Annotated in this window: 20 protein-coding genes; 6 read left to right on the top strand and 14 right to left on the bottom strand. The window is 56.3% G+C overall.

Going from position 1 to position 23304, the window contains the following annotated elements:
• Window positions 1-51 precede the first annotated feature (51 nt).
• From GOV88_RS14355 to GOV88_RS14395, 9 genes are all read right to left on the bottom strand, one after another.
• Window positions 52-507, bottom strand: coding sequence for a cytochrome c-type biogenesis protein (locus tag GOV88_RS14355; protein WP_171240858.1), 456 nt, complete (start codon window positions 505-507; stop codon window positions 52-54).
• Window positions 504-2468: a heme lyase CcmF/NrfE family subunit gene (locus tag GOV88_RS14360; protein WP_171240859.1), complete on the bottom strand. Its 1965-nt coding sequence runs from the start codon at window positions 2466-2468 to the stop codon at window positions 504-506. The genes GOV88_RS14355 and GOV88_RS14360 overlap by 4 nt, the downstream gene beginning before the upstream one ends.
• 76 nt (window positions 2469-2544) lie before the next feature.
• A complete protein-coding gene (locus GOV88_RS14365) occupies window positions 2545-3123 on the bottom strand; it encodes a holin family protein (protein WP_171240860.1) in 579 nt (192 codons plus the stop codon).
• Window positions 3114-3725 carry a holin-associated N-acetylmuramidase gene (locus tag GOV88_RS14370; protein ID WP_371808247.1) on the bottom strand — a complete coding sequence of 204 codons (612 nt, stop codon included), beginning with the start codon at window positions 3723-3725 and terminating at the stop codon, window positions 3114-3116. The genes GOV88_RS14365 and GOV88_RS14370 overlap by 10 nt, the downstream gene beginning before the upstream one ends.
• Before the next feature lie 120 nt (window positions 3726-3845).
• Window positions 3846-4292 (bottom strand): cytochrome c maturation protein CcmE, encoded by a 447-nt coding sequence (gene ccmE, locus GOV88_RS14375; RefSeq protein ID WP_171240861.1) that lies wholly within the window; start codon window positions 4290-4292, stop codon window positions 3846-3848.
• Between the two features lie 7 nt (window positions 4293-4299).
• The gene (gene argC / locus GOV88_RS14380) at window positions 4300-5328 is read right to left on the bottom strand and encodes an N-acetyl-gamma-glutamyl-phosphate reductase (RefSeq protein WP_171240862.1); all 1029 of its coding nucleotides are present in this window, start codon (window positions 5326-5328) and stop codon (window positions 4300-4302) included.
• 94 nt (window positions 5329-5422) lie between these two features.
• Window positions 5423-6232: a glutamate racemase gene (locus GOV88_RS14385; RefSeq protein WP_171125181.1), complete on the bottom strand. Its 810-nt coding sequence runs from the start codon at window positions 6230-6232 to the stop codon at window positions 5423-5425.
• A gap of 8 nt (window positions 6233-6240) precedes the next feature.
• Complete coding sequence (locus tag GOV88_RS14390) at window positions 6241-7119, bottom strand: lysophospholipid acyltransferase family protein (protein WP_171240863.1); 879 nt, start codon at window positions 7117-7119, stop codon at window positions 6241-6243.
• A gap of 80 nt (window positions 7120-7199) precedes the next feature.
• The gene (locus GOV88_RS14395; RefSeq protein WP_171240864.1) at window positions 7200-10619 is read right to left on the bottom strand and encodes an indolepyruvate ferredoxin oxidoreductase family protein; all 3420 of its coding nucleotides are present in this window, start codon (window positions 10617-10619) and stop codon (window positions 7200-7202) included.
• A gap of 169 nt (window positions 10620-10788) precedes the next feature.
• Here GOV88_RS14395 and GOV88_RS14400 point away from each other — a divergent pair, with 169 nt between their 5' ends.
• The 5 genes from GOV88_RS14400 (at window position 10789) to grxD (ending at window position 17443) form a co-directional block, all read left to right on the top strand.
• Window positions 10789-11694: a LysR family transcriptional regulator gene (locus GOV88_RS14400; protein ID WP_171121346.1), complete on the top strand. Its 906-nt coding sequence runs from the start codon at window positions 10789-10791 to the stop codon at window positions 11692-11694.
• A 278-nt stretch (window positions 11695-11972) separates the two neighbouring features.
• Window positions 11973-14222, top strand: a complete 2250-nt coding sequence (locus GOV88_RS14405) for a mechanosensitive ion channel family protein (RefSeq protein ID WP_171211547.1) — start codon at window positions 11973-11975, stop codon at window positions 14220-14222.
• 154 nt (window positions 14223-14376) lie between these two features.
• Complete coding sequence (gene purL / locus GOV88_RS14410; protein WP_171240865.1) at window positions 14377-16536, top strand: phosphoribosylformylglycinamidine synthase subunit PurL; 2160 nt, start codon at window positions 14377-14379, stop codon at window positions 16534-16536.
• Window positions 16537-16671: 135 nt separating this feature from the next.
• Entirely contained in the window at window positions 16672-16905 is a 234-nt protein-coding gene (locus GOV88_RS14415; protein WP_171240866.1) for a BolA/IbaG family iron-sulfur metabolism protein, read from the top strand.
• A gap of 175 nt (window positions 16906-17080) precedes the next feature.
• Window positions 17081-17443, top strand: coding sequence for a Grx4 family monothiol glutaredoxin (gene grxD / locus GOV88_RS14420; RefSeq protein ID WP_171121342.1), 363 nt, complete (start codon window positions 17081-17083; stop codon window positions 17441-17443).
• Here grxD and GOV88_RS14425 read toward each other — a convergent pair whose 3' ends face one another.
• Genes GOV88_RS14425 through GOV88_RS14435 form a run of 3 tightly spaced genes read right to left on the bottom strand, consistent with a single transcriptional unit; the run spans window position 17444 to window position 18984 of the window.
• Window positions 17444-17788 (bottom strand): MliC family protein, encoded by a 345-nt coding sequence (locus GOV88_RS14425; protein WP_171240867.1) that lies wholly within the window; start codon window positions 17786-17788, stop codon window positions 17444-17446.
• 3 nt (window positions 17789-17791) lie between these two features.
• Complete coding sequence (locus GOV88_RS14430) at window positions 17792-18187, bottom strand: cell division protein ZapA (RefSeq protein WP_171121340.1); 396 nt, start codon at window positions 18185-18187, stop codon at window positions 17792-17794.
• Window positions 18187-18984, bottom strand: a complete 798-nt coding sequence (locus GOV88_RS14435) for a hypothetical protein (protein WP_171240868.1) — start codon at window positions 18982-18984, stop codon at window positions 18187-18189. Before GOV88_RS14435 ends, GOV88_RS14430 begins: the two co-directional genes overlap by 1 nt.
• 234 nt (window positions 18985-19218) lie before the next feature.
• Here GOV88_RS14435 and tkt point away from each other — a divergent pair, with 234 nt between their 5' ends.
• Window positions 19219-21240 carry a transketolase gene (tkt, locus tag GOV88_RS14440; RefSeq protein ID WP_171240869.1) on the top strand — a complete coding sequence of 674 codons (2022 nt, stop codon included), beginning with the start codon at window positions 19219-19221 and terminating at the stop codon, window positions 21238-21240.
• A 50-nt stretch (window positions 21241-21290) separates the two neighbouring features.
• On the opposite strand, the gene GOV88_RS14445 is transcribed toward tkt, so the two are convergent.
• Window positions 21291-22091 (bottom strand): thioesterase family protein, encoded by an 801-nt coding sequence (locus tag GOV88_RS14445; protein WP_171240870.1) that lies wholly within the window; start codon window positions 22089-22091, stop codon window positions 21291-21293.
• Window positions 22092-22176: 85 nt separating this feature from the next.
• Window positions 22177-23148, bottom strand: coding sequence for a DUF808 domain-containing protein (locus GOV88_RS14450; protein ID WP_171125199.1), 972 nt, complete (start codon window positions 23146-23148; stop codon window positions 22177-22179).
• Window positions 23149-23304 lie beyond the last annotated feature (156 nt).

Genomic DNA, 23304 nt, shown 5'->3' on the forward strand with positions numbered 1-23304 from the left:
TTTCTCGCGACCCTGACGCAATTACCTTGAGAGGGAAAGCCCGACGACCCGTTAGTCCTTAAGAATTTGTTCTAACCGCTCTTTTTCAGCGTCGCTCAGGGCCTCACCGCCTGTGGATTGTTGCGCGTTTGACCGCTTGCGCACAAAGTTCCAACCCAGACCCGCAGCGATCAACAGCATGATTGGACCGGCCAACCACAGCACAAGGTTTGCCCCATAAGAGGTAGGCTTCAACAGAACGTATTCACCGTAGCGATCCACGATGAATTCAATCGCCTCATCATCGGTGTCGCCTGCGACCAGTCTTTCCCTAACCAAAAGGCGCAGGTCACGTGCAAGGTCGGCATTGCTTTCATCAATACTCTCGTTTCGGCACACAAGACATCGCAGACCCGTGCTCAGGTCGCGCGCGCGCTGTTCCAGAACCGGATCATCCAGAACTTCGTCCGGTTGAACCGCCCACGCAGGCGATGCAAGAAACGCGAGGATCAAAAGCAGTCGTTTCATTCTGCGGGAACTCCACCAGAAGGCGCCTTACGCGCACCTGCCGCAACACGGAAGCGGCGGTCCGACAAGCTTATGAAGCCACCAAGGGCCATAAGAATACACCCACCCCAAATCCAGTTGGCCAGAGGTTTGATATAGGTCCGCATCACCCAGCCACCGTCAGCCTGTTGATCACCGATCACGACATATACGTCGCGTAGAAAACGATAGTCGATTGCCGCTTCGGTAGTGGGCATTCTGGCAACCGGATAGTCTCGTTTCTCTGGGTATAGGGTTGCAACGGGTCGTCCGTCCTTTTCCACCAAAACCTCGGCCATGGTTGAGAAGTAGTTCGGCCCCTCTACCCGCCGGACGTCTTCCAATGTGAATGTAAACTGTCCCACATCGAATGGTTTTGCCGGTTGGGCGACACGAATATCCTCAACCTCCCACGCGGTAAGGCCCGCTATGGCAAACATTGTAACGCCAAGCCCGGTGTGTGCGACGGCCTTGCCCCAATCCGCGCCAGGAAGGCGAAACAGGCGCGACAGGTTGCCTTTGCGCCCGGTGCGGCTCCAAAGATCCACGGCTGCGCCAAAGGTAATCCATGCACCCAGAAACAGACCTGCAGGCCCCAATGAACTGCGACCCGTCTGCATCGCCCAGACCAACAGCGCCAGAGCCACCGCCAGAACAAAGGCAAAGCGCAATGAATAGGCGGCTTTCGCAATCTTGCCCCGTTTCCATGGAAGCATGGCCCCAACAGGAAGGGCAATTCCCAAAGCGATCATGAAGGGCGTGAAGGCCGCGTTGAAGAACGGCGGACCAACCGAAAGTTTCCGGTCAAAAGCCATTTCCGCCACCATCGGCCACATCGTTCCGAAGAATACGACAAAGCAACTTACGGCCAGCAGGATGTTATTGAGAACCAGCGCACTTTCCCGGCTTACCATGCCAAAGACGCCCTTTGCCTCCATCGCCTGAGCACGGGCCGCAAACAGGATAAGCGCGCCGCCAATAAAAATGACAAGAATGAACAGGATGAACACACCGCGTTCCGGGTCATTCGCAAAGGCATGAACGGATGTCAGCAGGCCGGATCGAACGATAAACGTCCCGATAAGCGAAAAGCCAAAGGCAATAATGGCCAGAAGGATCGTCCAGCTTTTCAAAGCCTCACGTTTTTCGACAACGATGGCGGAATGCAACAAGGCTGCAGCCAGAAGCCATGGCATGAACGAGGCATTTTCAACCGGGTCCCAGAACCAAAAACCGCCCCAGCCCAGTTCATAATACGCCCACCACGACCCCAGAGCGATGCCAATCGTCAGAAAAATCCACGCCGCCAAAGTCCATGGCCGTACCCAGCGGCCCCATGCGGCGTCGATACGCCCCTCGATCAAGGCGGCGACGGCAAAGCTGAACGCCATGCTCAGACCCACATAGCCCAGATACAAAAACGGCGGGTGAAACGCCAAGCCCGGATCCTGCAACAAAGGGTTCAGGTCCTGCCCGTCGAACGGAGCGACGATGAGCCGGTCGAAAGGATTAGAGGTGAACAAGATGAACGCATAAAACGCGACACCGATGGCGGCCTGCACTGACAGTACACGGGCCTTGAGTGTGGGTGGCAAACCTGCACCAAAGAAGGCAGCCATTGCACCAAACAGCGCAACGATAAGAACCCACAGAAGCATCGACCCCTCATGGTTTCCCCAGGTTCCGCTGATCTTGTACAGCATCGGCTTCAGAGAGTGGCTGTTTTCCACCACGATGCGTAGCGAAAAGTCAGAGGTCGCAAAGGCCCAGACCAGCGCGCCAAAAGAAAATGAGACCAGCGCGAATTGCGCAATTGCAGCCGTTTCACCGAACTTCATCCAACCCGTCCAGCGGTAGCCCGCGCCAATAAGTGGAAAAACCGTCTGAACGATTGCGACGAGAAAGGCGAGTATCAGGGTGAAGTGACCGAGTTCAGTAATCATGGCCCCGCATATAATCCTGATGCGGGGCGAGAACCAATAACTTTCGCGCCGTAGGGGCGCACATAGTGTCGCGGCTTCAGCCGGATCGCTGATGCCGCCAATCCTCTAGCGCGCGGTTCGCATCGGGCCGAAGCGCGTTTTCCGCCAATTCGGCGTCAGTGCCGGGGTCTGCGGAACCTATGGTCTCGGTACGCAATCCCTCAATTAGCCTAATATTTTCCACGACTTGGGGCGCACGCTTAATTGCCGCGGATAGCTCTCGTTGCAAATCTTGTGCCTTGGCCTGATGGCGGGCGCCAAAATAAAAGGACACGATCACACCCAACAACCACCATAACGGCTCAGGGACCAACGAAATCCCCTGCATCCGGGCTGCGAACCAAAGCGGATCAACCATTGCCGCGACAAACAAGCCAAGTGTGCCAAGGGCCAGCGCCGGTCTAGGTAAACGATTAAGACCATCCAGAACCCGATCGTACCTGCTTTTGTTGGCCGCGCGGAATTCGGTGCCGAATTGAAGCATTGCCTGTTGTTGTAAGGTCAGATCACGAACGGCCGCGTTTTCAGCATTTTGGCGAAAAACCTCAGTTGTTTCGCGCACCACGTTCCTTCCGCCGCCAAAGAGGAACGTCAAAACTTCGGATATCAGTCCCATCCCGCAACCCTTTTCTGAAACTCTGCATCACTCAGATGGTAGACCGGCGAGATGAACTCCTCAGCCCGGCGTATCCAGCCACCTTTGCCGCCTGCCCGCGTCCGTGCATATTTTCTGGTCGAGGGTCGGTGGTCTGCTAATCGGAAGTAATAGTTCCTCCGGGCCACGCCATAGGCGTCTTTCAAAACCGCAGGCTCTGGCCGCGATGCCTTTTGTGCGGCGTTTGCTGTCGCGGTCCAACGACCCCATCTACGGCCAGTGAAAATCCCCATATCGCGCAGTAATATCTGCAATATTTTAACAGCTTGTGCGCCAGAGTTGACGTGCATGTCGAATAACGAAGGCTGAAGATCAAATGGCAAAAGCCCCAGACGCGGACCCTTGAAGTAGTGGGTTACAAAAATGTCGACCGCCTGTGATTTGGTGAGCAGCCTCACATCTTCCCTGTTTATCTTTCCGTCACCAGAAAGGTCCAAACCAAGTCGTCGCATTGTGTGGATTGTAACGCCATACTTGGTTGCGCCGCCCGGGTCGTCTGGGTCATCTACAAACCCGCCCTCTCGGGCTACAATCTGTGTTGCGATTTGTCGAACCGTCTGCACCGCACCCTCCTTCAAAGTGTGAGGGAACGGTCAGTCAAAAGTGTTAAGTCCGGGAAACAAGAAAGGGCGCTGAATAGTCTTCCTACGCAACGCCCTTTTACCTAATGGAAAATCGTCGGATCAGCCTTCGTCGGCGTGTTGATATACGCCTTGTTCCTTGAGGGCATCCACTACCTCTTTCGGCATGTAAGTTTCATCATGTTTTGCAAGTATTTCAGTAGCTTCAAAGACACCGTTTACGTAACTTCCGGTGCCGACCATGCCCTGATTTTCCGAAAACAGGTCTGGCAGAACACCCGTAAAGGCGACCGGTACGCTTTCTCCGCCATCCGTCACAACAAATGTCACTGTTTCACCATGACCGCGAACAATCGAGCCTTCTTCGACAAGGCCACCGATCCGAAACACTTCGGTAGGTTTTGGTGGTTCAGCGATCACTTCACTGGGCGATCGGAAAAAGTTGATACCGTCCTGCAATGCCCAACCAATCAACACCGTCGAGGACACCAAGGCCACGACGGCCAGCAGAATGATTTGTACGCGACGACGTTTCTTGAGTGACTTCATGATATCCTCACGGGAACAGAGGGGCCATCATCAGACCAGCGGTTTCAGCTTCACCTAACATCAGGTTGGCATTCTGCAAGGCTTGTCCACTGCTACCTTTTGTCAGGTTATCAAGTGCACCGATCACAATCGCGCGGCGTTTAATCCGGTCTGCAACCACTCCGATATGGCAAAAGTTAGACCCCCTCACATGGTGCGTTGAAGGCGTTTCGCCAAAGGGCAACATCTTGATGAACGGCTCATCCTCATAGGTCTTGGACAATACCTCATAGACACTGGCAGGATCGCCCTTGACGTAGGTGGTCGCCAGAATTCCCCGGTTCGCCGGTATTAAGTGCGGCGTAAACTGAACATGCACAGGACGTCCGGCCAAGGCTGAAAACTCCTGATCAAACTCTCCGAGATGCCGATGCGTGCCGCCAACAGCGTAAGCGTTGTACCCTTCGCTGAGTTCCGCGTGCAGCAGGTTTTCTTTGAGTGAGCGCCCTGCCCCCGAAACGGCGCATTTCAGGTCCAGAACGATATCGTCCAGATCAATCACTCCGGCCGAGATCAACGGGCGCAGCACATATTGCCCCGTCGCGGCGTTGCAACCCGTTCCTGCAACAAGTCGAGCTTGGCTAATGTCGTCGCGATAGAACTCGGTCAAGCCATAGACGGCTTCGTCTTGCTGTTCCAAGGCCACATGAGGGTTGCCGTACCACTTTTCGTATTCGTCGGGGTCACGCAATCTAAAGTCTGCGGACAGATCAACGATCTTTAACTCTTTAGGCAGATTGCGGATGACTTCCTGACTGGTCTTATGCGGCAGCGCGCAAAAACACAGGTCGACTTGCGAAAAGTCGATTTCGGATATCTTGCACAGATCCGGCAGGTTCATATGACGCAGATGAGGAAAGACTTGCGCCATCGGCTGGCCCGCTTTGCGCTCGGCGGCAAGCGCGGTGATTTCCATGTTCGGATGTTCGGCGATCAACCGAACAAGTTCAGCGCCGGTATATCCCGAAGCGCCCAGAATTGCGATTTTATGGGTCATCTGAGACCTCTTGTTTCTGAATGTCACATATCACGACCGCCGACGCGACGATCTTTGAACTAAGGAGCCAGCCTTTAACTATCCTTGACCTAAGTCAGGCGGCCTCGAATGTGATTTGTCGTCGGAGGAACTGTGTCGCCCGATCACTGACAACGTCTGGCTTCCCGGTTGTCAGAAAACCGCCTTTCCCTTCGCCAAGCATCTTGGGATGGCGCTGCAGGTAGTCCGCCAGACTCTCCGCGACCAGATCCCCCTGGCTGAACACCTCGACATTGGTGCCAAGTGCCTGCTGGAACGTGTCTGCCATCAAAGGGTAATGTGTACACCCCAAAATGGCGGCCTGCGGTTCCGGCATCTTGCGTTTCAACGCATCGACATGGCTACGCACCAACGCCTCGGCCAGGATCATATCGCCATCCTCGATCGCATCCACCACACCGCCACAGGCCTGAGCTTCAACGTCCACACCGATCGCCCGGAATGCCAGTTCGCGTTGAAACGCTCGGCTGGCGACGGTGGCCGGGGTTGCAAACAGGGCAACATGCTTCACGGCGACTTCGCGCGGGGGGCTATTATCGCCCCATTGACGTTCAGTCAGCGCTTCGATCAATGGAACGAACACACCCAGAACCCGCTTGCCTTCTGGCACGCCCTCTTCTTGCATCCGACGCAGGGCGGCGGCGCTTGCCGTGTTGCACGCCAGAATCACCAGATCACAGCCGCGGCTCCACAGATCGTTCACAGCGCTGCGCGTCAGATCATAGATGTTTTCGGCGTCCCGCACCCCATAAGGCGCGTGCGCGCTGTCTGCGAAATACAGAAACTCCACGTCCGGCAGACGTTGCTGCGCGGCGTCCAGCACGGTTAAACCGCCCAAACCAGAATCAAAAATACCTACTGCCATTTGCCCCTTCAGGCGCGATGCCGTTCCTCGAATTCATAGCCGTAGTCATAGGACCTTAGCGGCTTTGGAGACAGCTCATACGTGGCTTTGCGCAGGAAATCCATCATCTTGCGCGTATCCTTCGCCAAAGGGTTCAGAACGTCGCGGCCAATCGGCTCTCCGATGGCGACTTTGACAGGTGTATCTACGCGTTTTTTGAACTCTTTTATCAACAAACCCATACGTAGGGTGCTGTGCAGATGGCTGGCGATCTGAAACAGGCGCGAGGTGTGGCCGTCGAAAAAGACAGGAACCACAGTAGCATTCGACTTGGCGACCATCCGCGCGGTGAATCCACGCCACCCCGGATCCATCGGGTGGGAAAACGGCTTTGCGCCCGTGCTGACAGTGCCACCGGGGAAAATGCCGATTGCGCCACCCTCACCCAGGTAGTTCAAGGCTGTTTTCCGAGTCTCCAGGTTCAGCTTCACCGCCTCTTTCGTGTCATCAAACGAAATTGGCAGGACGATGCGGTTCAGGTCCTCGGCCTTGCGGAACACTCTGTTCGCCAGAATGCGGAAATCGCCACGGGTCTGGGATAGCATATGCCCCATCATCATCCCGTCCAGAATGCCATAGGGATGATTGGCGATCAGGATCAACGGCCCAGTCTTGGGAATATTCGCCAGTGACCCGCCAACCACATCCAGCGAAAGCCCGTACCGATCCACCATCACCGACCAGAAATCGCGCCCGTTGGCGACTTCTTTCTCGTACCCGTCGGCCCGCTTGATCAGCCGCATCCGGCCGGTTGTATTCTCCATCAGCTTAATGACTATGCGTCCACCTTTGGTTTCGGCGGAATAAGCATAAGAAATGTCACGAGCGACATGGCGGCGCGAGGGCATGGACGACTCCGGGGTTTGTTGCCTGCTATTTATGTGCAGGCATCAAGTTTGCCTAGATATCGTGACAGGGCTGTGACGATTTACTCGGCTGCCGCGCGCAAATCGGGCCCTCCGCTTCGGATCGTTGCCAGCAGTTCTTCGCGACGCTTGGCTGCTTTGGCCTCGTTTTCCTTCAAAACAGGTCCGAAACCCCGGATATCCAGTGGCAACTGGGCCAACGCAACAACGGCGTCTTTTGTCTGCGGCGTGATCAGCGAAGACACCTCTTTGAAATCACGCTCATATTGCTTGATCAAAGCACGCTCCATGCGCCGTTCCGCGCTGTAGCCGAAGATATCCAACGGTGTACCGCGCAGGAATTTGAACTTGCTCATTATCTTAAGCGGACCCAGCATCCATTCGCCAAAATCGCGTTTGCGTGGACGTCCGTCCGGTCCGGTGCCGCCCAGCAATGGAGGGGCAAGGTGGAAGGTCATCTTGAAGTCCCCATCGAATTCAGCAGCAGCCTTTTCGCGACTGGACAACAGCAAGCGAGCAACCTCGTATTCATCCTTATAGGACAACAGCTTGTGATACCCTTTTGCTGCAGCCTCTTTGATTTCCGTATCTTCGAACGAGTCAATCAGTTTCCTATATCGCTTTGCCAGCCGGGCACTTTGGTACTCGGATAGATGGCTTGCCCGGAACTCGATCAGTTGATCCAGAGTTTTGGGCAGTTCGGCGACCTTGGGGCGCAGAATTTCACCGACCTTTTCGGGGTGCAAAACGGCCCAGCGTCCAATGTCGAATGCCCGTTTATTGCGCTCAACCGCAGTTCCATTCAGCTCGATCGCAGTCAAAACGGCCTCATGGCTGATTGGTAGCAACCTGCGTTGCCACGCGGCCCCAAACACCATCATGTTGGAATAGATCGAATTGCCCATTACGGCACGCGCCAGTTCGGTGGCATCGAACAGGGAAACGTCGTCCTTCAAACGCGCCTGCAATGCCAATTCCAACCTGTCACCTGGAATGCGGAACTTGGTGTCACGGGTGAAGTCACCCGTGACTGTCTCGTGGCTGTTCACCACTGCTCCTGTCTGCCCTGCGCGGGTCAGACCAAGCGTCGCGGACCCGGCGGACACAACAAGGTCACCGCCGATCAATGCGTGGGCTTCACCCGTAGCGACGCGAATTGCGCTGATGTCTTCGGGCCGGTCGGCTAGGCGACAGTGAATGTGCACCGCGCCACCTTTTTGCGCCAGTCCAGCCATCTCCATCATCCCGGCGCCTTTGCCGTCGATCTGAGCGGCCTGCGCCAAAACCGCGCCAAGTGTAACAACCCCGGTGCCGCCAATACCGGTAATCACCACGTTATGAGTGCCGTGGATCGTCGGCAGAGTGGGCAAAGGCAGGTCAGGCAGGTCAATCTCGGTCGTGGCTTCTTTGCGGATTTCCGCCCCTTCCAGAGTTACAAAAGACGGACAAAACCCTTTCAAACAGGAAAAATCCTTGTTGCAACTGGATTGATCAATCGCGCGCTTGCGCCCCAGTTCCGTCTCTTGGGGCACGATCGACACACAGTTCGACTGAATGCCGCAATCGCCGCAGCCCTCGCAGATATCGGTATTGATGAACACCCGCTTGTCCGGATCGGGGAAAGTACCGCGCTTGCGACGCCGCCGTTTTTCGGCAGCGCAAGTCTGTACGTAGACGATGACGGAAACTCCTTCGATGTCTCGGAACCGCTCCTGAACCTGCATGAGTTCCGCGCGTTCGAATGTCTCGACCCCGGCGGGCAGAGCCTTGAAGTTCACATCCTCTTTCTCGTCATAGACCAAAGCAACGTCCTTTACGCCCATCGCCTTAACTTCGGCTACGATCCGCTCGGCGGTCAGATCGCCCTCGTTCCCCTGCCCGCCGGTCATAGCAACCGCGTCATTGAACAGGATCTTGAAGGTGATGTTCGTTCCCGCAGACAATGCCGCCCGGATGGCTTGCACACCCGAGTGGTTATAGGTGCCGTCCCCAAGGTTCTGGAAAACGTGCTGAGTGGTCGAGAACGGCTCTTCACCGATCCAGTTCGCGCCCTCTCCGCCCATTTGGGTAAAGCCGGACGTATTCCTGTCCATCCACTGAACCATATAGTGACACCCGATGCCGGCATAAGCGCGGCTTCCGTCAGGCACTTTGGTCGAGCTGTTATGCGGACAGCCCGAACAGAAATACGGAAGGCGTGTTGCGATCTCTTCGGCGTTGTCAGCGCGTCGGGCTGCGGACAACGAATCGAGGCCGCCGCGAATGCCGTCGGTTTCACGACCTTCCTCGATCAGGATTTCTCCTAATTTCTCGGCGATCATAATCGGGTCAAGTGCACCACGTGTCGGGAAAAGCTCTTCCCGGTGCAGCGTACCTGCACCGCCCTTGTACCATCCATAGACCCGGCGCCCCCGGCGATCATCGAAAATGGCTTCTTTGACCTGTACTTCGATCAGCTTGCGCTTTTCCTCGACGATCACGATCAGGTCCAGCCCTTCGGCCCATTCGTGGAACCCGGCCATGTCCAGCGGGAATGTCTGCCCGACTTTATAGGTCGTGATCCCAAGCCGTTCGGCCTCGGCCTCGTCGATGTTCAAAAGTGACATGGCGTGAACAAGGTCAAGCCAGTTCTTCCCGGCAGCGACAAAACCGATCTTGGCACCGGGTTTACCCCAAACCCGCTTGTCCATCTTGTTGGCGCGCGAGAATGTTTCCGCCGCGAACCGCTTATAGTCTATGATCCGCGCTTCTTGCAGGTGCGGTGTGTCGCCAAGCCGGATGTTCAAGCCACCCTCAGGCATCTCAAAGTCCGGCGTTATCACCTTCATTCGGTCAACGCTGCCATCCACGACGGACGTCACTTCGATCGTGTCCTTCATCGTCTTCAGGCCAACCCAGACGCCGGCAAACCGGCTGAGTGCAAATCCATAGACACCGTAATCCAGAATTTCCTGAACCCCGGCCGGGCTGACCACGGGCATATAGGTGTCGACCAGTGACCACTCGGATTGATGCAATACGGTCGAGCTTTCGCCAGTGTGGTCATCGCCCATCGCCATTAGAACGCCGCCGTGCTTGGCCGTACCAGCCATATTCGCATGGCGCATCACGTCACCAGATCGGTCAACACCGGGACCTTTGCCGTACCAAAGGCCGAAGACACCGTCGTATTTTCCATCCCCACGCAAACCAGCCTGTTGGCTGCCCCACAGAGCGGTGGCCGCGAGGTCTTCGTTCAAACCGTACTGAAAAGTTACATCGCTTTCGGCCAATTGCTTCTGAGCACGGATCATCTGCTGATCAACGGCCCCAAGCGGTGATCCCCGATACCCGGTAACCAAACCCGCTGTGTCTAGTCCCGCTTGTTTGTCCAGTGCTTTCTGGATCAACATCAGGCGCACCAAAGCCTGTGTTCCGTTCAGCAGAACCGGGTTCTTCTCCAGATCGAACCGGTCATTTAGTGATATCAGTGGCTGACTCATCAGACGTCTCCCCTCGTCAGATCAGTGTGCTTCATTTATACACATATTAGGTCACAATTCCTGACCTGTATAGGGTTTATCCTCTGAAACATAAGGATTTCACCGTTTGAATGTGGAAGTTGTTACCTATTTCATATAGGCATTCCGAAGGATAACGAAAGTTGCGGCGATGGACTGGGACAAGCTTAGGATATTTCATGCAGTGGCCGATGCAGGCAGTCTGACCCATGCGGGCGATCGACTGAACCTGTCGCAATCCGCCGTAAGCCGCCAAATTCGGGCATTGGAAGAATCGCTTGATTCGACCCTGTTTCACCGTCACGCCCGCGGCTTGATCCTGACCGAACAAGGTGAGCTGTTGTTCGACGCAACCTCGGCCATGTCCAAACGACTGGATGCTGCGGCAGCACGCATCCGCGACAGTGAAGAAGAGGTTTTTGGTGTTCTGCGCGTCACAACGACCTTCGGGTTCGGAACGCTTTGGTTGGCACCGCGCCTCCCGAAACTTTATGAGCAATATCCTGACCTGAATATCGACCTGATGCTGGAAGAACGTGTGCTGGACCTGCCAATGCGCGAGGCCGACGTCGCCATCCGTATGAAGGAACCCAGCCAGGCCGACCTTGTTCGCAAACGGTTGATGACCGTGCAGATGCAGCTTTATGCGACAAAGGAATACCTTGCCGAAAACGGTACGCCCGGGTCACTCGAGGAAATTTCGACCCATCGGCTGATTTGTCAAACTCCGGCAGCCCCACAAGTAGGCGCAAGTGCATCAATGGTTCGCCATCTTATGACCTATAACCCCGGGTCGTTGCTGACAGTGAACAACTATTTCGGCGTTTTGCAGGGCGTTTTGCACAATCTTGGTATCGGTGTCTTGCCGGACTATGTGACCCAGGATTTCCCGCATCTGGTTCCGATTTTGAGCGATATCGAAGCCGCCGATGTTCCCGTTTACCTCGCCTACCCCGAGGAATTGCGCCATTCCAAGCGCGTTGCGGCGTTTAGGGACTTTGTTCAGGATGAAATTATTGAACAACGCAAGCAATTGAAGCAAATGGGAAAACTTTAGCTATGCACGAAAGGCATAGCGGACATTCCCATTCATCAGTCTGAAAAATCTTGATCGTTCATAAACTGATCCCTAAATGAGCACTCGAAGGCGGTGATGCTGAAACGCTCATCATCTTCATACCTCCCTGTTGGACTATGGCCGAGCTTAGTGCTCGGCCTTTTTTTTGCCTTCAAGCATCAGAACGGGCCCTGAGTTGGTGAAACATCTGGGAATGCCGGGCACTTAGACCTATGATCCGAAAAAAATACCAATAGATGTGTTCGAGGACAGATTCGATGTTTCACCCATTTCGCCTGCTTTTGGCGATGCTGTCAGTTATTTTACTTTCAGGGCCTCTGGCCGCGCAGGAAAGCGGTACTTCCGGTTCGACAGCCTCCATCTCAATTCCCGAGGATCTGACACCCGAGCAGGTGGACGACCTTGTTGCGCGCATGTCCGACGATCAGGTTCGCGCCATTTTGCTGGAACGTCTCGATGCTGTGGCGGCGCAACAGGCCGAAACCACTCAGGCCAGAAAGGGCCTGATTCAAACAATTTCTGACACCGTCACCAGCATGACCGCCTCATGGCTGGATGTGATCCGAAAGATACCCCTGCTGGTAAGCGCCCAGGTCGAGGCTTTCTCGAATTTCGGAGCGACCTTCGGTTCAAGTGGCCTCATGTCACTGTTTGGATTTACGTTCCTGGCGCTGGCGATTGGGTATGCGGCGGAAAACGTCGTCGGTCTGTGGACGCGCCGCTGGATCAAGGTCGTCGATGGCGACGCATCATCGAACCTTCGTGGGGCCGTGACCTTTCTATTCAAACGATTCCTGTTTGAGTTTCTGGGCCTGCTGGTCTTTTATTACACCCTCGTTTTTGTCGGACGGCAGTTGTTGAACGAACAGCAGATAGCTCAGGCGGCCCCCTTTGTATTCTACATGATCTGGTTCCCGCGTCTGGGCGCGGCTATCTCGCGGTTTATTTTGGCGCCCAAACAGCACGACCTGCGGCTTGTGAACGTCGACGACCATTGGGCAAAGTACCTGCATCGGAACCTGATTGGCCTGTTCCTGCTGATCGGCTTCACGCTGTTCATTCTGGACTTTAATGCGCTCAATGGTGTCATGCCGGGTGAATCGCGCTTGGGATTCTGGCTCAATACCGCGATTCATATCTATATTGGCGTAATCGCATGGCGCGCACGCGATGGGCTGTCTGACATGATGCGGGGGTCTGACCCTGACCGCACGCGTTTCGACGAAGAAGTCGCGCGCCTATATCCATATCTGGCCATAGGTGTCTCGGCGGGTACATGGCTGCTTGTTGAATACCTTTCGGCACAGCGCAACCCGGCCGTGTTCGAGTTGCTGGCGCATGGTGCCCATTTCACCACCATGTTCTGGCTTCTGATCGCTCCGGCGTTGGATACGCTGATCCGCGGGCTCGTGCGTCATCTTCAGCCTCCGATGCTGGGCGATGGACCGGTTGCAGAACGCGCCTACAAGTCGACCAAGCGCAGCTATATCCGCATTGGCCGTGTTCTGGCCGGTATCCTGATCATTCTAATGATCGCGAACGCCTGGGATCTGGATCTGCAAGAGATTGCGGGCGGTGGCACGGAATCCGGCAGCAAGGTCATTCAGTTCTTTATCATCATCGCAGTCGGCTACATTCTGAACGAAGCGGTATCTCTGTGGATCAACCGCCGGCTGGCCAAGGAACAGACCGCAGCGGAACAAAGCCCCGACGAGGAAGCTGGCGAAGGCGGCGGTGCTGGCGGATCACGTCTGGCGACGGTTTTGCCCTTGCTGCGCGTGACGGCACAAGTCTCGATCGCGGTAATCTTTGTGCTGCTGGCGCTGGGGGCGCTGGGTATCAACATCACCCCGCTGCTGGCCGGTGCTGGTGTTCTCGGTCTGGCCATTGGTTTTGGCGCACAGAAGTTGGTGGCTGATATCGTCGGTGGCATCTTCTTCCTGATTGATGATGCCTTCCGCGTCGGTGAATATGTCGATGTTGGCGGCACAATGGGAACGGTCGAGAAGATTTCGATCCGCTCCATGCAACTGCGACACCACCGCGGACCGGTTCACACGATCCCGTACGGCGAGATTCAGAAACTGACCAATTTCAGCCGCGACTGGGTGATCATGAAGCTCAAGTTCACCGTTCCATTCGATACCGATCCAAACAAAGTCAAAAAGATCTTCAAGAAGATTGGGGCCGAGATGATGGCAGACGAAACCCACAAAGACGGGTTCCTTCAGCCATTCAAATCTCAGGGTGTGTTTGATTTCGACGATGTTGGCATGATCATCCGAGGTAAGTTCATGGCCAAACCGGGCAAGCAGTTCACGTTGCGCAAGGAAATCTTCAATCGCGTGAAAGCGGCCTTCAAGGAAAACGGCATCGACTTTGCCCGCCGCGAAGTGCGCGTGGCGATCCCCGGTTTGGAAGAAGCCGAGAACCTGACGGAAGAACAAAAGGCGGCGGTCGGAGCAGCCGCAGCGGATGCCGTCAACAAGGGCGAAGCACCCGCCTGACCCGGCTCTTTATTATTCAATACACGGGCCCTGCACGATTGCGGGGCCCGATTTTGTTCATCTAGACCGCCCTGCGGTGACTTGACTCTTCCCACGGGCGCGTCCTTGCCCTACAAGGCGCGCAATCTCGGCCCCTTTGGACACAGGACAGACGATGCAAGAGCCCGCCATCACCCCGGATCTGATTGCCGCACACGGGCTGAAGCCCGACGAATATGACATGATCCTCGAGATCATCGGGCGCGAGCCGACCTTTACAGAGCTGGGCATCTTCTCGGCCATGTGGAACGAACATTGTTCGTACAAGTCGTCCAAGAAATGGCTGCGCACCCTGCCCACCTCGGGCCCTCAGGTGATCTGCGGACCCGGTGAAAATGCGGGTGTGGTCGATATCGGCGATGGTCAGGCCGTGGTGTTCAAAATGGAAAGCCACAATCACCCCTCGTATATCGAGCCTTATCAAGGCGCGGCGACCGGTGTCGGCGGCATCCTGCGCGACGTCTTCACTATGGGCGCGCGGCCCATCGCGTCGATGAATGCGCTTTCCTTTGGTGAACCCGGCCACCACAAAACCCGTCAGCTTGTGAATGGCGTGGTCGAGGGCATTGGCGGCTATGGCAACTGCTTTGGCGTTCCTTGTGTGGGCGGTGAGGTTCGATTTCACTCTGCCTATAACGGCAACTGCCTTGTAAACGCCTTCGCCGCCGGTCTGGCCGACAGTGACAAGATATTCTACTCGGCTGCCTCGGGCGTCGGGATGCCAGTCGTGTATCTGGGCGCTAAGACAGGCCGCGACGGCGTGGGTGGCGCAACCATGGCCTCGGCCGAATTCGACGACACGATCGAGGAAAAGCGCCCCACCGTTCAGGTCGGCGACCCCTTCACCGAAAAGCGCCTGATGGAAGCAACGCTGGAGTTGATGCAGACCGGTGCCGTGATCTCGATTCAGGACATGGGGGCTGCGGGCCTGACCTGCTCTGCGGTTGAAATGGGCGACAAGGGCGGCCTTGGCGTGCGTCTGGATCTGGAAAACGTCCCCCAGCGCGAAGAGAACATGACCGCCTATGAGATGATGCTTTCGGAATCTCAGGAACGGATGCTGATGGTCCTCAAGCCCGAGCTTGAAGCCGAAGCCCGCGCCGTGTTCGAAAAATGGGATCTGGATTTCGCGATCGTTGGCGAAACCATTGCCGAGGACCGCTTCCTTATCGTCCACAATGGTGAGGTCAAAGCTGATCTGGTCCTGTCGAAACTCTCCTCGACCGCGCCTGAGTATGACCGCCCATGGGTCGCGACGCCGGAAGCCGAAGAATTGGCCGAAGTTCCGCAGATTGATCCGATCGACGGTCTGCGCGCCCTGCTCTCCTCGCCCAACTATGCGGGCAAGCAATGGGTCTATGAACAGTACGACACCATGGTCATGGCCGACACCGCCCGCACGCCGGGTCTGGGCGCTGGTATGGTCCGCGTGCATGGGACCGACAAGGCTCTGGCCTTCACCAGCGACGTGACGCCCCGCTATGTGCGCGCCAACCCCGTTGAAGGCGGCAAGCAGGCGGTGGCCGAAGCCTATCGAAACCTGACCGCTGTTGGGGCCACTCCGCTGGCGACAACCGACAACCTGAACTTCGGCAACCCCGAAAAGCCCGAGATCATGGGCCAGTTCGTCGGCGCGATCAAAGGCATCGGAGAAGCCGTCGCCGCGCTGGACATGCCCATCGTGTCGGGCAACGTGTCGCTTTATAACGAAACCGACGGTCAGGCGATCCTGCCGACCCCGACCATCGGCGCGGTTGGTTTACTGGCCCATACAGATGACATCATCGGCAACGAAGTACGTGAGGGTCATGTGGCGCTGGTTATCGGTGAAACGACTGGCCATCTGGGCCAATCTGCCCTGCTGGCCGAGGTGTTCAACCGCGAAGACGGCGATGCGCCCCATGTCGATCTGGACGCAGAAAAGCGCAATGGCGATTTTATCCGCGCCAACCGCGAGATGATCAAAGCCTGCACCGACCTGGCCGATGGCGGCCTTGCGCTGGCCGCGTTTGAATTGGCCGAGGCGGCTGGTGTGGGCGTTTGCCTCGACGAAGCTTCGACCGAGTTTCTGTTTGGTGAAGATCAGGCCCGTTATCTGGTCGCCTGCAACTTTGATCAGGCCGAGGCGCTGATGATTGCTGCAGCCCAGGCGGGTGTACCAGTGGCCTCGGTTGGCCGTTTCACCAAAGACGCGGTTCGCATCGGAAGCTCGGAAGCCCCGCTAGAGGAATTGACCGGGACGTTCCGCAGCAGCTTTGCCGCCGCTGTCGCCTGATCTTAACAGGGATTTGCAATGCGAAACCTGCGCTGTTTCAAGCGCAGGTTTTGTGCGTTTTAGCCCGACACCACACCCTTGCACGCCCCGCCCGGGCACTCTACATCTTGGGAAAGACCTTCAGGAGTTACCTACATGCCGATGAGCGCCCACGAAATCGAACACCTGCTGCGCGAAGCTTTTCCGGATGCGGAAATTCAAGTCGGCGGCAACGATGGTGTACACATGTCCGCCATGGTTGTGGATGAGAGTTTTCGCGGAAAAAACAGGGTTCAACAGCAGCGCGCGGTCTATGCAGCCTTGAAAGGCAAAATGGACGGCCCAGATGGAGAACTACACGCGCTGGCGTTAACGACTAAGGCGCCCTAATAACGCGAGTGGCTTTGGAACTTCTGGCTTTTTCAATTTGGCCGGAAATCCCTTGTCACGACGAAGAACCACCTTTGAGGCTGAAGATTGCCAATATGACTAAGGTGCGGGTGGAAAACGAACGAATTGAACACGAAACTGGCGCTCATGAGCGCTATCGACAAGGAAACGCAGGATGAGCGACGTTAAGACCCAGATCGACGAAACCGTCAAAGCCAACGACGTGGTGTTGTATATGAAAGGCACCAAGGAAATGCCTCAGTGTGGGTTCTCGTCCCGCGTGGCTGGTGTGCTGAATTACATGGGGGTCGACTATACCGACGTAAACGTTCTGTCCGACGAAGAGGTCCGTCAGGGTATCAAGGATTACTCCGACTGGCCGACTGTTCCGCAACTGTATGTCAAAGGCGAATTCGTCGGCGGGTGCGATATCATCACCGAGATGACCCTGTCGGGTGAATTGGACACGCTTTTTGATGACAACGGTGTTGGCTACGACAAAGATGCTGCGGACAAAATCCGCGAAGCGAACGCCTGATTAACGGCTGGAGCAATCCTTTAGAATGTCCTGCTCACTGGCGGCGTCGCCCGTCGCCAGAAAGCTGACCATGGCATCCCAGCCTTTGGACCGCAGAATATAAGTGCCTTCCTCACCCGTAGATTCATAGCGGATACCCGAGGCGCTGGGTGCTTGCTTAAGTGAGATCAGGGTGTCATCAACCAACATCGCCGCCGCGCTAGATCCGTCAGTCGCGTTGAAATACGTCACTTGAAGCGAGACGTTGTTCTCACAGGTGAATGTCACAGGCAGGATGTCGATCTCAGCCTGCGCCGATCCGCCTGACGCAAGCATCGCAGCGGCAATAATGCCAATCCTGAACATGCGTTATCCTGCTGTTTTGTCTTCGATGACCGAGGCCAGGGCCTCAGCCCTTGCAGCCAGTTCCGCCAGCGTATCCGTCACCGACGGCGGCACAACTGCGACTTCCACCCTTTCGGGCTCTGGCTTTGGCATCTCACGAAGGGTTTTGACCTCTGCTTCCACCTCGGACAACTTACGTTCAAGCATCTTGATCTTGTCATCATTCGCTGCGGTCTTATCCGCAAGCATCAACCCGGCCATAAGAAGCATTCGCGACTCGGGCATACGCCCAATCTGGTCTGACAATACCTGCGCCTCGTCATCCAGCATTTTTGCAGCGGCTTGCAGGAATACTTCCTCCCCCTCCTGACAAGAGACATCAAAGCCACGGCCACCTATTTGAATGGTTACTTCGGGCATTACTCCACCTCCCCATCAGCCAGTTTCGCTCGCGACAACAGCGGTTCCAAACGCGCCAGAACTGCATGGGCTTCGGCAGCATCTGTTGCCTGCGCCGCGCGGGTTGCTTCCAGTTCCGCCACTGTGGCCCGGTTCAACAGTTCCGCATCGGGCAGACCGTTCTGCGACGCTGCCCGAAGCTCATCAACAGACTTGCGCAACTGCTCATTGGCTTTGCGCATACGTTGCAGATCATCATCCAATCTGGACATTGCGGCACCATGGCTGCTGCGCTCCGCGCGCAACATCTCAAGTTCCGAATTAAGTTCGGCTACACGCTCACTATCGGCCAATTCGGATTTCAATCGGGCGTTCTCGGCTTCCAGTTCCTGAGATTTTGTTGCCGCGGCCCTCAGTTGCTCATTCTCTGTGCGAAGCGTTTCGACCTCATCCTGATTTTCCAAGGCGGCCTTTGCGTCCGCCAACTCCGCGCGAGCGGCTTCAACCGCCTCTAGCTTCGCAGTCGCTTCGGCCAACTGCTCTCGCAATGCGCCGTTTTCGGGGTGGTCGGACGGTGCTGAACGCAGGCTTTCCATGTCAGCACGCATTGCGTCGACTTCTTGTTCGTGCCGCTGTTTCAGTGTTTTCAGGCGTTCTTCCAACTGCGCATTGGCGACACGTTCATCATCCAGTGCCGCGCGCAAGCTATCGTCTTGGACTGCCCCGGTCGGAGCTGCGTTCTGTAAGGCATCGACCCCGGTTCCAATTCTCTCCATCGCAGAGACGATACGGCGGTGTAATTCTTCGATCTGGCTCATGCCCCTGCCACCTCTTTATCAAGGTTCCTTGTGTCGCGGTTCATCCGAATCAACATAATCCGCGTCTTGCTCTAGTCTAACCCAACGGCGCAGAAAATACCCACTCTTTGCTTTCAACAACTTGGACTGCGTTCTTGATCCATGAATATGACGCAACCCCCAGTTATGCTTGCACTTTGAGGGCTGAGTGGTATTGAGCGGCCCATCTGCCTGTAATCCAAAGGAACAACGCCCGTGGACCTGACTGCGCTGCGCAATGCAAACCCCGAACACTGGGACAAAGCTGCGGCCATCCGCACACTGACCCTCGACGCCGTCGCGGCCGCCAATTCCGGCCATTCCGGCATGCCCATGGGTATGGCCGATGTTGCGACCGTGCTGTTCGAAAAGCACCTGAAATTTGACGCCTCTGCCCCGAACTGGCCGGACCGCGACCGGTTTATCCTGTCTGCCGGACACGGCTCGATGCTGGTCTATTCGCTGCTCTATCTCACAGGCCATGCAGACGTTACGCTGGACGAGATCAAGAACTTCCGCCAACTGGGCGCGAAAACCGCGGGCCACCCGGAAAACTTCCTTGTCGACGGAATTGAAACCACAACTGGCCCGCTGGGTCAGGGTATTTCGAACGCCGTGGGCTTTGCCATGGCCGAAGAAATCCAGCGTGCACATTACGGCAAGAAAGTCGTCGATCACTACACTTACGTGATCGCGGGCGATGGGTGCCTAATGGAGGGCGTCAGCCAAGAGGCGATCACCCTTGCCGGTCGTCATGAACTAAGCAAGCTGATCGTCTTCTGGGACAACAACAACATCACCATTGACGGCACCGTGGACATCGCTGATCGCACCGATCAGGTGCGCCGTTTTGCGGCCTCGGGCTGGCATGTGATTGAGATTGACGGTCACGACCCGCAGGCCATCGACGCCGCAATCGTGGATGCGAAAAAATCGAACAAGCCGACCATGATCGCCTGCGAAAGCCACATCGCTTTGGGTCACGCAGCGCAGGATACCTCGAAAGGTCACGGGGCGCTGACGGATCAAGATCAACTGAAGGCCGCCAAGGAAGGCTATGGCTGGCCGCATGACGCGTTCGAAATCCCCGCCAACGTGAAGACCGCATGGGAAGCAATCGGCGCGCGTGGGAGTGCCGAGCGCACCGCGTGGGAGGCCCGCTTTGCTGCGCTATCCGAGCGTAAGCAGGCCGAGTTCAACCGCGCCTATGCGTTCGAAGCACCCAAGAAACTGGCCGGTGCAATCCGTTCATTCAAAAAACAGATGTCGGAAGACCAGCCAAAACTGGCCACCCGCGCCTCGTCGGAAAAGGTTCTGAACGTCGTCAACCCGATCATGACCGAAACCGTGGGCGGTTCGGCCGACCTGACTGGCTCGAACAATACTAAGTCGGCTGATATGGGTGTGTTTCTGCCGGAAAACCGCAAGGGCCGTTACATCCATTACGGTATCCGTGAACACGGCATGGCCGCTGCGATGAACGGTATGGCGCTGCATGGCGGTATCCGCCCCTATGGCGGGACATTTATGGCCTTCACCGATTATGCTCGCCCGTCGATGCGTCTGGCCGCGCTGATGAAAGTGCCGTCGGTCTTCGTGATGACACACGATTCCATCGGTCTGGGCGAAGACGGCCCGACTCACCAGCCGGTCGAACATCTGGCAATTTCACGCGCGACGCCGAACACCTATGTGTTCCGCCCCGCTGACACGGTTGAAACGGCCGAAGCCTGGGAATTGGCGCTGACCTTCAAGGGCAGCCCATCGGTCCTGTCGCTGACCCGTCAGGGCGTGCCGACCGTTCGGACCCAGCACAAGACCAAGAACCTGACCGCTCAGGGCGCTTATGTTTTGGCCGAGGCCGAGGGCAAACGTCAGGCCATCCTGATTGCCACCGGCTCCGAAGTGTCGCTGGCGATGGAAGCCAAAGCGATGCTTGAAGCCGAAGGCATAGGCACCCGCGTTGTGTCCATGCCCTGCATGGAACTGTTTGCACAGCAGGACGAAGCATATCGTAAGCGTGTTCTTCCGGCTGGTCCCGTCCGTGTAGGCATCGAAGCCGCCGTTCGCGCGGGTGGCTGGGATCGCTGGTTGCTGGGTGAACGCGGCCGCGAAGCCAAGGCCGGTTTCATCGGCATGTCGAGCTTTGGTGCCTCGGCCCCAGCGAGCGAACTGTACAAGCATTTTGGCATCACGGCTGAGGCTGCAGTTGCGAAGGTTAAAGAACTGCTGGGTTGATCCCGGCAGCAATAACGTCAAAAGCCCCGGCCTGCGCCGGGGCTTTTTTGTTAAACAAAGATGATAACTGACTGCATCCCGTCTACAACAAGGTCACCGTCGGTGTTCCAGACCCGCATGACTTGAGAGCTATAACCGTTTCGCCCCGCAGTCAGTTGATGTTCCAGCAACCACCAGCCTTCTCGCGTCCTGATCTCTTCGGCCAACACATTGAAAATCCAGTTCATCGATGAGTTTGGACCCGGCTTTTTGAGCGTTGGATAGATTGCAGGCGGCGGCAGATCAGCAACCGAGATCAACCCTTCCATCCGGTCCCACATGCACGGATCTTTATGCCGTGCCCAAAGGCGCATGTACCCTTTCTCAGCGCCTGAGAAAGGCAAAGCACCGTCGATCAGCCTAACATCAAAATTTTGCAGAAACGGTATGGGCGGCTTGGGTAAATCTGGCGGAAAATAATACCCCGTGTTTTCGGGTTCCTCTGCTGAATTTGCCGGGCATTCGAACGCTACGTGGCTATCCTGAGGATAACCAAAGGAAAAAGTCGCCATCGCAGCGACCTTCCCGTCAATCTCAGCACGGGCATTGATGATAGTCACGTTCCGCCCCTGCCTTAGAACCTCGGTGCCGATCGTCGGCGAGGTTCCAATAGGAGCGGTGAAATTCACCAGGGCCGAGCGCAAGGACGGTAGATCCTGATGCTTAGTGTGAACCGCATCCAACATAAGCGCCGAGGAAAAACCGCCGAACGTTGTCCGCCCTTGCATCCAGTTGGTTGGTACGGAATAGCTAAGACCATCGCCTTCCGGCATACGGCTCTCAAGAACCTCGGCTAAGGTGTGAGACGACATTTGGTTTCCGATTCTTGCAATTCAGCCCACAGCTTAACTGTAGTTTAGCTTCCGGCCATAACGACCCGACGTCAAAACAGAGTATTCAATGCTGTTTGTCTGGCCCCGAAAACATAGCCATCAATGGCGCGATAATCTTGGTTGCAATTGGAATCAGCACCAGCCCGTAGGCAAGACCAAACACACCATCCATCGCGGCCTTGGATATCCACTCCACGGCACCGGTCCATTGCTCGGACACGGTATGCCCCAGCGCATAAGCCCAGTCGTGAATGTGGTGGCCCAACCAGCCAAAGCCCAGTTCTTCCATGCCATGAATGAGGATTGACCCGCCGACCCACAACATTGCAGCCGTGCCGACAACGGACAGAACCTTCATGACAATGGGCATCGCCTTGACCAACCCACGACCGAACCCGCGCCCGATCGGGGTGAACGCGTTCTGTGCCATGTACAGCCCGATATCATCCATCTTTACGATCAGCGCCACCGAGCCATATACCGCAACCGTGACACCGACACCCACAACGGCCAGAGTGGCCGCCTGCATCCAAAGGTTCGGGGCCTCAACTGCGGCTAACGCAATGGTCATGATCTCGGCGGACAGGATAAAGTCTGTCTTTATCGCCCCTTTGACCTTTTGCTCTTCCAGCTGGCCCGGTTCGCGGATGGCCATATCCTCTTTGATGACATGGCTGCCGTGCGGAAAAAGGACGTGGAAAATCTTCTCCGCCCCTTCAAAACACAAATAAGACCCCCCCAACATCAACAAGGGCGTGATCATCCAAGGCGCGAAATTCGCTAGCAACAAGGCGACGGGCAACAACAAAACAACCTTGTTGAACACCGAACCGCGCGCAATGCGCCATATAATCGGCAGCTCTCGGGCCGGAGCAAAGCCCTGAACGTATTTGGGGGTAACTGCCGCGTCGTCGATTATCACGCCTGCAGTTTTTGCCCCGGCCTTGCCCGCTGCAGCAACCACATCGTCAACTGACGCCGCCGCAACCTTTGCGATCCCCGCCACGTCATCCAACAATGCCAAAAGACCGCTCATGCTGCTTCCTTTCCAGTCACCTGCCGCAATCCGACCCTACCCGATCCCACGGCTAGCGCAAGCGTTAGCGATACCGGTCGAGGTTTGCGCTAACACGTTCAGAATATGTCACTTTTACTCTTTTGGGAACGCGTTCGGGCCGCTATATCGCCTGCA

The sequence above is a fragment of the Ruegeria sp. HKCCA5491 genome (assembly GCF_013034565.1).
Classification (GTDB): Bacteria; Pseudomonadota; Alphaproteobacteria; order Rhodobacterales; family Rhodobacteraceae; genus Ruegeria.

Coding starts and splice junctions, on each gene's coding strand:
- GOV88_RS14450 (WP_171125199.1), bottom strand. CDS start 23,148: ATGAGCGGTCTTTTGGCATTGTTGGATGACGTGGCGGGGATCGCAAAG.
- GOV88_RS14395 (WP_171240864.1), bottom strand. CDS start 10,619: ATGAGTCAGCCACTGATATCACTAAATGACCGGTTCGATCTGGAGAAG.
- GOV88_RS14415 (WP_171240866.1), top strand. CDS start 16,672: ATGCCGATGAGCGCCCACGAAATCGAACACCTGCTGCGCGAAGCTTTT.
- GOV88_RS14365 (WP_171240860.1), bottom strand. CDS start 3,123: ATGGGACTGATATCCGAAGTTTTGACGTTCCTCTTTGGCGGCGGAAGG.
- grxD (WP_171121342.1), top strand. CDS start 17,081: ATGAGCGACGTTAAGACCCAGATCGACGAAACCGTCAAAGCCAACGAC.
- GOV88_RS14425 (WP_171240867.1), bottom strand. CDS start 17,788: ATGTTCAGGATTGGCATTATTGCCGCTGCGATGCTTGCGTCAGGCGGA.
- GOV88_RS14390 (WP_171240863.1), bottom strand. CDS start 7,119: ATGCCCTCGCGCCGCCATGTCGCTCGTGACATTTCTTATGCTTATTCC.
- GOV88_RS14445 (WP_171240870.1), bottom strand. CDS start 22,091: ATGTCGTCTCACACCTTAGCCGAGGTTCTTGAGAGCCGTATGCCGGAA.
- argC (WP_171240862.1), bottom strand. CDS start 5,328: ATGACCCATAAAATCGCAATTCTGGGCGCTTCGGGATATACCGGCGCT.
- ccmE (WP_171240861.1), bottom strand. CDS start 4,292: ATGAAGTCACTCAAGAAACGTCGTCGCGTACAAATCATTCTGCTGGCC.
- GOV88_RS14385 (WP_171125181.1), bottom strand. CDS start 6,232: ATGGCAGTAGGTATTTTTGATTCTGGTTTGGGCGGTTTAACCGTGCTG.
- GOV88_RS14405 (WP_171211547.1), top strand. CDS start 11,973: ATGTTTCACCCATTTCGCCTGCTTTTGGCGATGCTGTCAGTTATTTTA.
- GOV88_RS14430 (WP_171121340.1), bottom strand. CDS start 18,187: ATGCCCGAAGTAACCATTCAAATAGGTGGCCGTGGCTTTGATGTCTCT.
- GOV88_RS14400 (WP_171121346.1), top strand. CDS start 10,789: ATGGACTGGGACAAGCTTAGGATATTTCATGCAGTGGCCGATGCAGGC.
- GOV88_RS14360 (WP_171240859.1), bottom strand. CDS start 2,468: ATGATTACTGAACTCGGTCACTTCACCCTGATACTCGCCTTTCTCGTC.
- GOV88_RS14355 (WP_171240858.1), bottom strand. CDS start 507: ATGAAACGACTGCTTTTGATCCTCGCGTTTCTTGCATCGCCTGCGTGG.
- purL (WP_171240865.1), top strand. CDS start 14,377: ATGCAAGAGCCCGCCATCACCCCGGATCTGATTGCCGCACACGGGCTG.
- GOV88_RS14435 (WP_171240868.1), bottom strand. CDS start 18,984: ATGAGCCAGATCGAAGAATTACACCGCCGTATCGTCTCTGCGATGGAG.